General features: G+C 51.9%; 15 protein-coding genes and 1 pseudogene. 13 read left to right on the forward strand and 3 right to left on the reverse strand.

Going from position 1 to position 13,379, the window contains the following annotated elements; translation table 11 throughout:
* Positions 1–267 precede the first annotated feature (267 nt).
* The 9 genes from IMCC3135_RS34145 to IMCC3135_RS16685 all read left to right on the forward strand — a co-directional run bounded on the left by IMCC3135_RS34145 (position 268) and on the right by IMCC3135_RS16685 (position 9,696).
* The gene (locus tag IMCC3135_RS34145; protein WP_205738091.1) at positions 268–423 is read left to right on the forward strand and encodes a hypothetical protein; all 156 of its coding nucleotides are present in this window, start codon (positions 268–270) and stop codon (positions 421–423) included.
* Positions 424–1,287, forward strand: a complete 864-nt coding sequence (locus tag IMCC3135_RS16650) for an HTD2 family dehydratase (RefSeq protein WP_088918650.1) — start codon at positions 424–426, stop codon at positions 1,285–1,287.
* Positions 1,287–2,126, forward strand: a complete 840-nt coding sequence (locus IMCC3135_RS16655; protein WP_088918651.1) for an HpcH/HpaI aldolase/citrate lyase family protein — start codon at positions 1,287–1,289, stop codon at positions 2,124–2,126. Before IMCC3135_RS16650 ends, IMCC3135_RS16655 begins: the two co-directional genes overlap by 1 nt.
* Positions 2,119–3,345: a CoA transferase gene (locus IMCC3135_RS16660; RefSeq protein ID WP_088918652.1), complete on the forward strand. Its 1,227-nt coding sequence runs from the start codon at positions 2,119–2,121 to the stop codon at positions 3,343–3,345. The genes IMCC3135_RS16655 and IMCC3135_RS16660 overlap by 8 nt, the downstream gene beginning before the upstream one ends.
* Before the next feature lie 11 nt (positions 3,346–3,356).
* On the forward strand, positions 3,357–5,015 hold the full coding sequence (locus IMCC3135_RS16665; protein ID WP_205738093.1) for an acyl-CoA dehydrogenase family protein: 1,659 nt from the start codon (positions 3,357–3,359) through the stop codon (positions 5,013–5,015).
* Positions 5,008–6,393: a hypothetical protein gene (locus IMCC3135_RS16670; protein WP_088918653.1), complete on the forward strand. Its 1,386-nt coding sequence runs from the start codon at positions 5,008–5,010 to the stop codon at positions 6,391–6,393. The genes IMCC3135_RS16665 and IMCC3135_RS16670 overlap by 8 nt, the downstream gene beginning before the upstream one ends.
* Before the next feature lie 275 nt (positions 6,394–6,668).
* On the forward strand, positions 6,669–7,211 hold the full coding sequence (locus tag IMCC3135_RS16675) for a TRAP transporter small permease subunit (protein ID WP_088918654.1): 543 nt from the start codon (positions 6,669–6,671) through the stop codon (positions 7,209–7,211).
* A complete protein-coding gene (locus IMCC3135_RS16680; protein WP_088918655.1) occupies positions 7,211–8,518 on the forward strand; it encodes a TRAP transporter large permease in 1,308 nt (435 codons plus the stop codon). Before IMCC3135_RS16675 ends, IMCC3135_RS16680 begins: the two co-directional genes overlap by 1 nt.
* A 53-nt stretch (positions 8,519–8,571) precedes the next feature.
* Positions 8,572–9,696, forward strand: coding sequence for a C4-dicarboxylate TRAP transporter substrate-binding protein (locus IMCC3135_RS16685; protein ID WP_088918656.1), 1,125 nt, complete (start codon positions 8,572–8,574; stop codon positions 9,694–9,696).
* A gap of 163 nt (positions 9,697–9,859) precedes the next feature.
* Here the strand turns inward: IMCC3135_RS16685 and IMCC3135_RS35545 are convergent, their stop codons facing one another.
* Positions 9,860–10,099 (reverse strand): GFA family protein, encoded by a 240-nt coding sequence (locus IMCC3135_RS35545; protein ID WP_472343592.1) that lies wholly within the window; start codon positions 10,097–10,099, stop codon positions 9,860–9,862.
* Positions 10,080–10,271: a hypothetical protein gene (locus IMCC3135_RS35710; RefSeq protein WP_205738142.1), complete on the reverse strand. Its 192-nt coding sequence runs from the start codon at positions 10,269–10,271 to the stop codon at positions 10,080–10,082. Before IMCC3135_RS35710 ends, IMCC3135_RS35545 begins: the two co-directional genes overlap by 20 nt.
* A gap of 46 nt (positions 10,272–10,317) precedes the next feature.
* On the opposite strand from IMCC3135_RS35710, the pseudogene IMCC3135_RS34150 reads away from it, so the two are divergent.
* Positions 10,318–10,467, forward strand: a pseudogene (locus tag IMCC3135_RS34150) (IS4 family transposase); the annotation flags it as partial.
* A 292-nt stretch (positions 10,468–10,759) separates the two neighbouring features.
* Here the strand turns inward: IMCC3135_RS34150 and IMCC3135_RS16700 are convergent.
* On the reverse strand, positions 10,760–11,095 hold the full coding sequence (locus tag IMCC3135_RS16700) for a hypothetical protein (protein ID WP_157736051.1): 336 nt from the start codon (positions 11,093–11,095) through the stop codon (positions 10,760–10,762).
* 207 nt (positions 11,096–11,302) lie between these two features.
* On the opposite strand from IMCC3135_RS16700, the gene IMCC3135_RS16705 reads away from it, so the two are divergent.
* The 3 genes from IMCC3135_RS16705 (at position 11,303) to IMCC3135_RS16715 (ending at position 13,291) form a co-directional block, all read left to right on the forward strand.
* A protein-coding gene (locus IMCC3135_RS16705) for an IS5 family transposase (RefSeq protein WP_418251408.1) occupies positions 11,303–12,063 on the forward strand; the annotation gives its coding sequence in 2 pieces (ribosomal slippage) (positions 11,303–11,630 and positions 11,630–12,063; 762 coding nt in all).
* Positions 12,064–12,153: 90 nt separating this feature from the next.
* Positions 12,154–12,636: a helix-turn-helix domain-containing protein gene (locus tag IMCC3135_RS16710; RefSeq protein ID WP_088916797.1), complete on the forward strand. Its 483-nt coding sequence runs from the start codon at positions 12,154–12,156 to the stop codon at positions 12,634–12,636.
* Positions 12,617–13,291 carry an IS630 family transposase gene (locus IMCC3135_RS16715; protein WP_088916798.1) on the forward strand — a complete coding sequence of 225 codons (675 nt, stop codon included), beginning with the start codon at positions 12,617–12,619 and terminating at the stop codon, positions 13,289–13,291. The genes IMCC3135_RS16710 and IMCC3135_RS16715 overlap by 20 nt, the downstream gene beginning before the upstream one ends.
* Positions 13,292–13,379 lie beyond the last annotated feature (88 nt).

The following is a 13,379-nucleotide window of genomic DNA, read 5'->3' on the forward strand; positions in this document are numbered from 1 at the left end:
CTGGGCACTTTGGGTGCCCGTCCACGTTGTGATTTTGCCATAGATGCATATTGCAGTTTCATTAGTTAAAACACACAGCAATAATTTGGCTTACCGACTAGGCGATTTCGTCTCAGACTACGCCCAGAGATCACAGAATGACGCTCAGTATTTGTAATTTGAGGGTGATCGTGTTTTACTCTGCGAAAATCAGTTTCATTTACGAAGCTTTCACATAGTATCGATCGCCATGCTGAAATCAACGGATGCAAAGGTGGAAAACAGATAATGAACGCCAATTCGAACACCCTAACAGACACAACTCTTTGTTTTAGAGCCGTAGCGATCAACAAAGATGAAGAGGCACCGATTTTTCAGGCCGCTGACTTTGGACTGGTTGCCGACCACTTCGATGATGTTCTCGAATTGACGGGAAAGCTGTAGATGTCTGCTGTCGCAAATGAAAAGAAGCCGGACGCAGATACGCTACGCGAGGCCATTGGCCGCGAAACGCGATCATCGGATGTAGTAAATCTGGCCCGCTGCCAGCAATTGGAAGCGACCTTGGATCGAGGTGTCGATAAAGTGGCCGTGGGCGATCCTGCTCCGCTTGGCATTCATTGGTGCGTGAACCTTGCGTGCGCACCAATGGCGCAGATTGACACCGACGGGCATCCTAAACGTGGTCAGTTTTTGCCAGATGTGCCGTTGCCGCGTCGCATGTGGGCGGGTGGTCAATTGCGCCTGCTTGATCCCATTTTGGTCGGTGACCGCGTTGATCAGACATCCATCATTACGGACGTCAGGGTGAAAGAGGGGCGCAGTGGGACGCTGTGCTTTATCACCGTTGAACACACCATATCGACCGAACGCGGTGTTGCGATAAGAGAAAAGCAAGACATCGTTTATCGGGGCCAAACCAGCACGCCGAAACCAGCCAGTATTTCGGAAGAGGTCGCGAAGTCGGCTACGATCAGAAAGGCGGTGACGGCCAATCCGGTCCTGTTGTTTCGATATTCTGCGCTGACATTTAATGCACATCGCATTCACTATGATCGTGATTACGCGCAGCTCGAAGAGGGGTACCCCGGCCTCGTGGTGCACGGACCGCTTCAGGCGACACAGCTGTTGAATTTGGCTGCGTCCTACAAATGCATGCCGAAAACGTTTCATTTTCGTGGTGTAAGCCCGTTGTTTGATGGCAGCGAATATACGCTCAATGCTGAACCAACCGACGCAGGGCTGGACCTTTGGACATCGTCGGCAGCAGGGCACGACGCGATGTTGGCCAAGGCGGAGTGGTCGTGATGTATGACATCAGTTCCATCGTGACCCCCCTGTTTGTTCCGGCGACAAAGCTAGATCGGCTGGCCAAGGCCGCGGCGTCAGGGGCTGACGCGATTATTCTGGATTTGGAAGACGCGGTAGAGCCAAAAGATAAAGTTCGTGCGCGTGAAGAATTGCTGCAATCCCAGTTGCCCGACCTACCGATTATATTACGGATCAACGCAAGCGATACAGAATGGTTTGTTGATGATGCCAAGGCTGCGATCGATCTGAATCTAAGTGCGGTAATGCTGCCTAAGGCTGAAGAGATTGCCCAGCTATCCCAGCTTGATGGGATCCTGGGTGGGGCACTCAACATCATCGCATTGGTCGAAACTGTGCGCGGTATCGCCAACTTGAACAAAATTTGCGCAACCGCCGCCGTAACGAGATTAGCGTTTGGATCGGTGGATTTCGCGGCTGATCTTGGATGTGCTCACGTTCGAGACAGTCTGAGTTTTGCGCGGGCGCAAATCGTGTTCGCATCGCGTTTGGCCGCATTGGCCGCACCGCTGGACGGGGTCACATTGTCTGTAAGTGACGCAGATGCTGCACAAGATGACGCCCGCTACGCTTCGGATCTTGGGTTTTCCGGCAAGCTCTGTATTCACCCAAATCAGATAGTGCCCGTAAAAATGGGCTTTTCCCCATCCGAAGCTGATCTCGCATGGGCGAACAAAATTTTGGAGAGCGACGGTGACGGCGCGACCAAAGTGGATGGCATGATGGTCGATGCACCGGTCCGCCGTCGGGCGGAACAAATTGTCCGTCGCGCGGTGCCAGCTATAACCCAAACCAAAGGGATCGACCGAAATGTATGATTTATTAAAGGGAACCAGGATTGTCGAAGGTGCGTCTTTTATCGCGGGGCCGATCTGTTGCCAGCACCTTGTTCAATTCGGGGCTGAGGTCATTCGGTTCGACATGATCGGCGGTGGGCCTGACTACAACCGTTGGCCGATCTCGCCTGAAGGCGACAGTCTGTATTGGGAAGGCCTTAATAAGGGCAAAAAATCTGTCGCTATTAATCTTTCCAGCACCGAAGGACGCGCCCTTGCTATTGAGATCGCGACTGCTCCGGGTGATGACGGAGGAATGTTTGTGACTAACTATCCTGTGAACGGGTTTCTGTCGCACGAAAAGTTGGCTGAAGTGCGTCCTGATCTCATCACGGTGCGCGTCATGGGGTGGGCCGACGGGCGCAATTCGGTAGATTATACGCTGAACGCCGTTACTGGATTTCCGATGATGACAGGTCCCGCTGAATTGCCTGTGGATCGGCCAGTAAATCATGTTTTGCCCGCGTGGGATCTGATCACCGGGTCCTATGCCGCGTTTTCATTGGTTGCGGCGGAAAGACAACGACGCCTTACAGGGCAGGGCGGGGAAATTCGTATCCCGCTAAGCGATATCGCGGCGACAACCATCGCCAACCTCGGGCAACTCGCAGAAGTCAGCGTCAGTGGGCAAGATCGCCCTCGGTCGGGAAATGATTTGTTTGGTGCGCTGGGACGGGATTTTGTCACAAAGGACAACAAGCGGTTGATTGCCGTAGCCATTACATTTCGCCAATGGGCCACTTTGGTCAAAGCGCTCAACCTCAAGGACGACGAAGCCCGTCTCGAACAAGAATTGGGAGTGTCCTTTGAGGGCGAAAGCGAACGCTTCACCCATCGAAGCCGTATTTTTGACATCGTGCAAGCCAAGATCGAGCAGATGACACATGCAGAAGTCGCGACCTGCTTCGATGATGCGGGTGTTTTGTGGAATACGTATCGTACGCTAACGGAATCTATTTCCGAAGAACGCGGGTTCGTGCGCGATAACCCCATTTTCACACAACACAAACATCCGTCCGGCTACAGCTACCCCACACCAAGCGCCGCCGCGACAATTCCAAAAAAGGAACGCGCAATGCCCGGATTTGCACCGCGGTTAGGCGAGCACACCGATCAAGTGCTGCAAGAGTTGCTTGGGTTTTCGACACGAAAAATTAACGAATTGCATGACCGCGGCATCGTTTCGCGGCCATCCAAATAGAGGCTTATGACATGATTTCGGATAACATGACCCAAGTATTGGCGAACGCGGACCAAGCCGTTTCGCATGCACGTGCTTTTTTTGAATCGGCGAGACACGCAGTGCGTGACCGCGTTGCGGTATCCGGAAAATTTGACGCTGCATTGGCTGAAAAAGAACAACGCGCGCTGCATGCAATGGCATGGATGGCGACAGTCGTAGAGGCATTGGCACAAACCGGGATCTGGGCCCATCGGCTTAACGATGCAGGCACGTTCAATGCGCCGGAGCAGCTTGTTCTCAAGATTGGCTTTGGCGAGTACCTGACCCAATTGGTTGGCGGAATTCCCATGGGCCCCAACGAAATGGCGCGTCCTGTCGATTTTGGGCTCACGAAAGAGGCTCAGGCCTTCGCGAGCCACGACGTAGTCGCCACATTTATCACCCACGGAAATTCGCCCGAAAACAGAGCAGAACTTGCAACGCTGATTTCGCAGGGGTCCGAAATTTCGGACGATCTGTTTGACGAAGAACTGATGATGGTGCGTGATATGTATCGCCGCTTTACAAACGAACGCATCCAACCGCAGGCCCATAAATGGCACTTGAACAACGACCTGATCCCTGACGGTATTGTTTCGGAAATGGCCGAGCTTGGCACGTTTGGCGTCTGCATTGACGAAGATTTTGGCGGTTTGGGCCTTGGCAAACTGGCTATGTGTGTTGTTACCGAAGAGCTGAGCAGAGGGTGGATCGCTGCTGGGTCGCTCGGCACACGGTCGGAGATTGCGGGCGAGCTGATCTCGACCGGCGGCACATTCAGTCAGAAGGAAAAGTGGCTGCCCAAAATCGCGTCGGGAGAAGTGCTTCCGACTGCGGTGTTTACAGAACCCGACACCGGTTCGGATTTGGGAAGTCTGCGCACACGAGCGACAAAGGCGGATACCGGCTGGACGCTTAAAGGTAACAAAACATGGATTACGCACGCGTCACGCAGTGATCTGATGACGGTATTGGCACGCACTGAGGCTGACAGCAAAGGCTATAGCGGGTTGAGTATGATGCTTGCGCCAAAACCGCGCGGCTCCGAAAACGACCTATTCCCTGCTGAAGGGATGAGCGGCGGCGAAATTGAAGTGCTTGGATATCGCGGCATGCGCGAATACGAACTGTCCTTTGACAGTTTCCAAATGCCAGAGGACGCTGTGCTCGGTGACGAGGTTGGCAAAGGTTTCAAGCAACTTATGCAAACGTTTGAAGGCGCGCGGATTCAGACTGCAGCCCGCGCTGTCGGGGTTGCGCGCAACGCCTTTGAGTTGGGGTTGAGCTATGCGTTGGATCGCAAGCAGTTTGGCAAATCAATTGTCAAGTTCCCACGCATTGCCGACAAGATTGCGATGATGGCTGTCGAGGTCGTGTTGTCCAGAGAGTTGACGTATTTCGCGGCTCGCGAGAAAGACAAAGAAAAGCGCTGCGATATAGAAGCGGGCATGGCCAAACTTTTGGCGGCGCGTGTCGCGTGGACGAACGCGGATGCCGCGCTTCAAATCCACGGCGGAAACGGGTATTCAATGGAGTTCGAAATCAGCCGCGTTCTCTGCGATGCACGAATTCTGAATATTTTTGAGGGAGCCGCAGAAATCCAGGCTCATGTCGTCGGGCGGGGGCTTGTCTCGCCCAGGAATGGATAAACCTTCGTTTCCTATCTGGATATTGTTGTGCGGTTTCGTGGCGTATTCTCTTACGAAAAGTCCCATCGCACTTTCAATAGCTTGTTTTGCCGCCCTTTACGTAGGGGTCTTCTCCATTGGAACCCTCTCTCGAGCCGCCAAATTGTTGATCGCGTTGTGCGTTGTCGCAACAATCGCAGGATTTTGGCTCGAACGGTTAAGTTGGGCGCAACTGCTAGTCTCGATCGAGCGGGGACTGCTTCTTGCTGTCTTCATTCTTTCCCTTGGGATGTTGGTCTTCGCAGCCAGCCGATCCGACATCGTGGCTAAGGTCGGCGCAAACCTGGCCCGACAACCGCCCGGAAAACGATATTGGGCTCTTTGCGTCGGTAGTGGATTGCTTGGGCCAATGCTAAGTGTGAGCGTCGTTAGCCTTTTAAATGCCGCTGTCCAGACTGACCTTCGAAAATCTGGGCATAAGCCCGGCGACAAGGCGTACACGATCATCACTCGCCGAACGGCGACGGCCATTATGCGCGGGATGAGCATCGTTCCACTTTGGTCACCGATTTCCATCACAATTATTCTAGTCGAAACGCGGATTCCTGACCTTCGTTGGATGGATTACCTGCCGCTTGGCCTGTTTACAGCTATTCTAATGATTGTCATGGGCTGGGGCCTCGATAAGCTGACGTTTTCGGCACTTAAGGCAAATTTTGCCTACCAGCATGAATTCGACTGGCGCCCGATCGGATGGCTTGTCTTAATACTGTCCTTTGTTCCGCTTTGTGCAGGGGCTTTAAGCGATCTAACGGCTATTTCGTTTACCGAAGGGCTTATCTTTGCCTTTGTGGTTATCAGTTTATTCTGGGTCGGTTGTCAGGAAATAGTGACTTCGGACATGCTCGGTTCGTTGAAACGCTATAGTGCTTCATTGACTGCGATGAATGATCGGCTATCCAGAGCGACGAATGAAGCGACGTTGCTGTTCGCGGCTGGCGCTCTGTCTGGCATTCTATATCCGTTAGTGGATGTTGACGAGATCTCGGTCGCAATCGAAAACAGCAATGTCCCCGCGGAAATGTTACTGGTGGCTGCCGTGGTCATAATGATCCTGCTCGTCAATTTAGGGATCAGCAGCGTCGTGTCTGCGGCGATTGTTCTGGATCTGTTTTTGAACACGCCAAGCTTACAGGTCGAGCAATCGTTGTTGGTGCTTTCTGTCACATTGGCGTTTGGAATCGGTGCGATAAGTTCGCCAATTGGTGTCGGAGTCCTTCTCACAGTGCGCGAGATTGGTGTCAGTGCAAATAGAGTCGCATATGTTTGGAACGCGAATTACGCGCTCACCGCGGTTGGGATTTTTACGATGATCGCATTTTTTCAACTGTACACATAAAGGTTAACCACTTCCGCTTCGATGTTACTAGAAATTTTATTCTAATTTATTAGCAAATTTCTACATAGATTTTCGCAAAACTCACTTGTGTTTCACCTAGCGGTACTGTTATGTTGTAGAGCGAGAGAAATTGGGTACAAACTTCTGTGAGGAGAGATCATGAAGAATTATTACGCCCCTTTTGTGCAAGAGGGTTTAGACAGAATCACGCAGAGTGGTTGCTGTCAGCGCTTGACCGATCCGGCCTTTCCCTCACCAACTATGGAGCTGTCTTCATGAAGTGGGCCGTAACTCGTATTTCGAACACGATGGAGTATGCTGCAGCGGCGGTACTCATGTTAATGATGCTGCACATTGTCATTGATGTGATCGCTAAATATCTATTCTCCACATCGATACCCGGCACCTTGGACGTTGTTGCTAACTATTACATGGTTGCCACAGTTTACCTGCCAGTGGCCTTTGTCGAACTGCGCGGACGGTCGATATCCGTTGATCTGTTTTACCAGTGGTTTCCTGATCCGATGAAATATCTGGCCCGTGTATTCGGCACGGCTGTATCAATCCTGTTTTTCTCACTGTTGGCGTATCAAACCTCGATTGATGCGGTGCAGTCGTTTGCGAAGGGCGAATTCGTCGACGGTGCATATATCGTCATTACTTGGCCAGCCAGGTTTGTTCTGCCGATCAGCTTCGGATTGGTTGTTATCGTGCTGCTCGTTCGCATCGTACACGAGCTTCGGTCAATCGAAGATACGCCACTGGTTCCCGTCGATCACGACATTGAAACTGAATCCCTTTATGAAGGAGTCGAGTGATGGATCGGATTGAAATTGGAATGGCGGGTGTCGCCATTACTCTACTGTTGCTGGCTGTTCGGACTCCCATTGGCGTAACTCTCGGGATCGTGGCATTTGTAGGGATATGGATCCTAACCAGTCTGAGCGCGGCCTGGAGCATCGTCACAGCGATCCCCTTCGACTTCATTACCAATTGGAACCTTAGCGCTGTTCCGACGTTCCTGTTGATGGGTTACGTTGCTTCTGCGACGGGCCTTACCAAGGGGCTATTCGCGTCGATCAGAATGTTCTTTGGCCGCGTGCCGGGCGGTTTGGCGTCCTCAACGGTCCTTGCGTCCGCGATGTTCGCGTCAGCGTCTGGGTCAAGCGTCGCGACGGCTGCTGCATTTTCGCGGATTGCCGTGCCGGAGATGTTGAAATCGAAATACGACCCGGGACTTGCCACAGGGGCCGTCGCCGCATCGGGAACTTTGGGATCGTTGATCCCGCCAAGCATCCTGATGATCTTGTTCGGTATTTTTACGGACACGTCTGTGGGCGCGTTGTTTTTAGCAGGTGTCATTCCGGGTATAATTTCTGCGGGTATCTACATCGGGATGATCACCGTGCGCAGCTCGCTGAACCCGTCGCTTGCACCGCCCCACAACGAAACTTACACCCGTGCAGAAAAAATTCAGGGTCTCAAAGAGATTTGGCCGCTTCCAACGCTGATCGTATTTGTCTTGGGTGGAATTTTCGTTGGTGTCTTTTCCCCAACCGAAGCCGGCGCTGTTGGTGCATTCTTGGCGATGGTGATTGCAGGGTTCCGCGGAACCTTGAACTGGCCCGTAATGAAAAAGGCGTTGGTCGAAACGGCCGAGGGAACAAGCACCACGTTTATCATAGCCTTGGGTGCGGTGATGTTTGTGCGGTTCCTTGGACTGAGCACGTTGCCTGAGTTTGTCGCGGAGGTGTTGCTGCCTGTTACTGATAGCCCAGTTTATCTGATTGCAATGATCGCGGTTCTATATGTCGTGCTAGGCATGTTTGTGGACCCGATGTCTTTGATGTTGCTGACTTTACCGATTGTTTTGCCGCTAACGACGTCGCTCGGAATCGACATGGTTTGGTTCGGAATTATTGTTATCAAACTGCTTGAGATCGGGCTGATAACGCCGCCCGTGGGATTATGCGTCTATGTTATGAAAACATCACTCGGCGACCAGGTATCACTTTCGGTGATGTTCAAGGGTGTCTTTTGGTTCCTCGCAATGGATGTCCTGACGCTCACTATTCTAGTGGCCTTTCCGATCCTAAGCCTGTGGCTGCCAAGTTTGGCCCAATAAGTACGGCACGATCAAATCAGAAAATTACAACTAAACCTAATAGGGTGAAAATCATGAAACGGAATACTATCATTATGGGTGCGGCGATAGTGCTGGCGGGACTGTCCGCGCCTGCTTTTGCCGAAAATTTCGCTGCGAGCACCTGGCTGCCGCAACAAGCCTCGGTGCCGACAGGTTATGTAACGTTTGCAGAACGCGTGGCCGAAGCCACAAATGGCGACATCAACTTCGAGATCTTCGTGGGCGGCGCGCTGTTGCCACCTCGCGAGACGCTTCAGGGTGTTGGACGCGGTGTTGCGATGATGGGCCAGATTACCGCAGTTTACACGCCCGCCGATCTTCCGCTTAATAACGTAGTCAACGATTTGGGTTTCCTGACACTGAGCGATGCAGTCGGTTCGCTTGCTGCGACAGACGTTCGTTTCAACAACGCTGATTTGCAGAGCGAGTGGAGTGATCACAATATCATCTATTCCGGCTCGTTCAGCACGCCGACGTACTATATCCAATGTACGTCCCCCATTCGGACACTCGCGGACGCAGCGGGCAAAAATATCCGTGCTACGGTTGGCGCGCAGGTGGACTTCTTAACCAGCATTGGTGCTGTGCCGGTCAGTGTCCCAGGTTCGGATGTTTATAGTGGCCTCGAGCGTGGCTCGATCGACTGTACGCTTCTCGCGAGTGATGCCTTGCTAAGCCTGAAAACAATCGAAGTCGTGACCCACGTAACAGAACTTCCGCTGGGCGTGTTCTTGGGTGGCGCTACTTGGGGCTTTAATAAGGATTTCTGGGCTGACCAAACACCCGAAAACCGCCGCATCTTGCTCGATCAGACGGCTATCGCGCTCGTTGAGAACATCATCTTTACCACGAATCTTTTGGCCAAAGCGAATGCTGCAGCGGTAGATAAGGGCCTTGAAATCATCGCGCCAGATGCTGGCCTTCAAGATGCTTTAACAGCATTCAACGCAACCTTCTTGGCCGATCTACCTGCAAGCGAGATGGAAAAACGCTCCATTGCTGACCCTTCGGATATGGTCAACGAGTATGTGGCAGCGCAAGAAAAATGGACTGCTCTTCTGGCTGATGTTGATCTGACAGACCACGCCGCACTGCTTAAACTGGTCAACGCGGAAATCTTCAGCAAGCTGGACGAAAACACCTACGGCCTCAACTAGGTCGACTGAATCAAGTATCGATCCTCCCATTTATGAAGCGGGCCGCGAGTAGCGGCCCGTTTTCTTTTGATCCGCTGGACCTGTAATGGCCTTGACGTGGAAGAGGCCGATGCGCTTACGTGCGCGCCTTTGGAAACTGGGGCAAATGGCTTGGAACATGGTGTCATTCAGGCGCAGAACTTGTCCACACGGCGCTGCCAGGTTCAAGTTTTGGGTCCTGATCCCAGACCCCAGATTTCACCGCATATAAACTGGGATATAATTCAAGTTCTGAATACAAAGGCGTGCCGCAGTTTTCGCAGAAACAACGCGTGACCGATTTTGTACTGTCTGCGTCCTTGGAGTAGCGTTTGAGCGATCCTTTGACGATATTGAGGTTGGATTTAGGGATCATGACAACCAAAACTGTGCCGCCGCCAGTCGACTTTTGGCAGTCGGTGCAGTGGCATTGCGCAACAGCGTTGTGCCTGCAGTAAATTAGCGGGCAGGGTGGCTGTGCGATAGCCATCGTAGTAGCACAGTGCGGATGCTAAGGCTGGCACGGGAATGCCTGCCAATAACGCGACAATCCAGATTTGAAACTCGTGGAAAGATACTGGCGTAGACTACGACGCAGTTGTGTTGTTTGAACTGATCGCACAAAGACGGGTTGGAAATCGTCCAACTCGGGTCGAACCACGAGCAATGAAACGAAGACCAAATGCATTCCCTTGGCTCTTCATTCCTCGAGCCCAGGCGCAGTCAAAGATACGTCTGCACGGACATCCCTAGCGTTAAGTCAGTGCCATTCGACCATAGGCATGTTTGAACAGCGCGATGAAACTGGCACGTATGCGCTGTTGTTCCGTTCGGCTTGCGTTCAATTCCGATTGACACATTGTTCGGTTTTCACTGATAAATAGATAGATCGTGAAGTTCGATAGTCTCAGAAAAAATAAATTCCAATACAATTGGAGGTGAATCTTGATAAACAAAACAGCCGGTATCGTAGGCGTTTTAGTGACCATTGCGATTCCGGATTATCCGACAGCTCGGGTTTTTCGCTTGACTACCGATATGTTGATTACTGCTCTTCAGTACGGGACCGGCCCAACATCAGAGACCAGAAAGATAGCCCAGACACATTGATACTGCCAAAGATATAGATCGTTGCTGTGACAAGATCCATTGCCGCTATCGCTACAAATATCTTCGGTGCAAACCCCAGTAGCCCGGCATAGGCTACGGCGACGAAACCCGCGTACCTCACTAGTCCGCCCCAGACAACAACGGGAGCACGATTTCTGATGTCAGAAACAGCCCAGAGTAATGCGACCCCTGTGAAAATCATGAAAGCACCTAATACAACTGTAATGACAAATGTATCCGGTTCAGGAGCGTTGATTGCCGGAAACATCATTACCAGTGCTATTGGAAAATTCAGTAGCGCAGTTATTTGTACGAATTTCTTGAACATTGAAAAATCAGTTGCCTTGTGGAATCAGATAGGGTGTTACATGAATTGCGCTGCCTAGGGCATGTCATCAATTAAAAGATAGATATTTTGACTTGTCGACCCGTTATAGTTGACGCCTACAGAGAACAGGCGTCGATGGGGCTCCAAACCATGGTTGGACGATACGGGCTTTCCGACAGACAATGGCAGCAACTTGGCCCGTTGTTACCTGGTCGTGCTGACACGGTCGGTGTCACAGCCAAGGACAACCGACTATTTGTCGATGCCGTACTTTATCGCTACCGTGCCGGTATTCCCTGGCGGGATCTGCCAGCTCGTTTTGGTGACTTTCGTGTCATTCATACTCGCCATTGTCGGTGGTCGAAAAAAGGGATATGGGAGCTTGTTTTCAAGGTATTAAGCGAAGACGTAGACAATGAATACGTGATGCTTGACAGTACGATTGTAAGAGCACATCAGCACAGCGCTGGCGCGGCTGGGAGCGAAAAAAAATAGAGTGCCTTGGGTTGTCGCGAGGGGGAATAAGTACCAAAATTCATGCACTGTGCGATGCATTGGGAAATCCGATCAGCTTCAAGCTCACACCCGGACAAGCATCGGATCTAGAGGGCGCTGACGCACTGCTGCCAGGACTCACGGCCGGTGCGCTGCTGGCCGATCGAGCTTATGATGTCGAGCAACGCGTGCGTAAGCGATTGCGAGAGGCGAACACTGAGGCCGTTATTCCCAGTAAGAAGTCTCGCCTTGTAAAGATCGAACATGACCGTGATTTGTACAAAGCTCGACATCTGATCGAAAATTTCTTCGCTAAAATCAAGCAGTACCGTGCGATTGCGACGCGCTACGACAAGCGAGCATGCAATTTTCTGGGAGCGATTCACTTGGTTGCCGCCATTGAATGGCTTAATTGATGACAGGCCCTAGTGGTGTAACCGCTTGATAAATTCCAGTTATAGTCTAACTTCATAATAGTACTTTGCAACCTGTTGAAGTGATTGAGAATGCCTAAGCGTCATGTGGTTAAGTTGTCCGAAGAAGAGCGCCATGCTCTGGAGCAGATCTGTAAAACGGGACGCATAGCGGCGCAGAAGCGACGACATGCACAGATTTTGTTACTGGTTGATCAAGGAGAGCATGGTCCTTCGATGACCGATGCCGAGGTTGCTGAGCGAATGGAACTGACCACCCGTTGCATCGCAAAGACACGCCAGCGATGTGTGGAAGAAGGATTGGAACTGGCGCTGCAGCGTAAGAGACGCAGTCGAGAGCGAACGGCAAGATTGGATGGCGATGCGGAGGCCAGGCTAGTAAGCCTGGCTTGCAGTGATGCGCCAGAAGGCCAGGTGCGTTGGACGTTGAAGCTGTTGAGCGAGCGTCTGATTGAGCTGGAAATTGTCGAAAGCGTGGCTTATGAAACGGTGCGTCAAGTTTTAAAAAAACATCATAAAACCTTGGCAGAAACGCATGTGGTGCATAGCGCCTAAAGAGGACGCGGGGTTTGTCTGCCAGATGGAGGCTGTACTGGATGTGTATAAAAGACCTTTTGATGCAGAGTATCCTGTGGTTTGTATGGACGAGACAACCAAACAATGCACGCGTGAGGTACAAAAACCGATCCCGGCATCGCCTGGCCAAAGTGAGCGCTACGACGGAGAGTACGAGCGCAATGGAGTTGCCCACCTGATGGTGTTCTATACGCCATTGGAGAGTCGACGCACGGTGCGTATTGCCGACAATCATGCGTCGGGCGAATGGGCCGAAGGCGTCCGTGACCTGGTGGAGAATCAATACCCCCACGCGAAAAAGATCACGCTGGTTATGGACAACCTGAGCACTCATAGCGGAGCCTCCCTATACAGAACGTTCGAACCCGCCGTGGCACATGCGCTTATGCAGAAGCTTGAGTTTGTCTTTACACCCAAGCATGGCAGTTGGTTGAATATGGCTGAATGTGAGTTCAGCGTTCTGGCCAGGCAATGTTTGGATCGACGCATTGCCGACGTGCCTACGCTGACCAAGGAGATAGCCGCATGGCAGACCCATCGCAACGAGAACGCCAAGCCTGCCGACTGGCGCTTTACAACCGACGATGCTCGTATCAAACTCAAAAGGCTTTACCCGAAAGTATCATGCAGTTAACCTACTAGTGGGTCGGTCGGAAAACAAGGTGAGTATTACCTTATTCCCCGATCGACCCACTAGTTCGTACAATTCGATGATCCATGAA

This window comes from Granulosicoccus antarcticus IMCC3135 (assembly GCF_002215215.1).
Taxonomy (GTDB): domain Bacteria; phylum Pseudomonadota; class Gammaproteobacteria; order Granulosicoccales; family Granulosicoccaceae; genus Granulosicoccus; species Granulosicoccus antarcticus.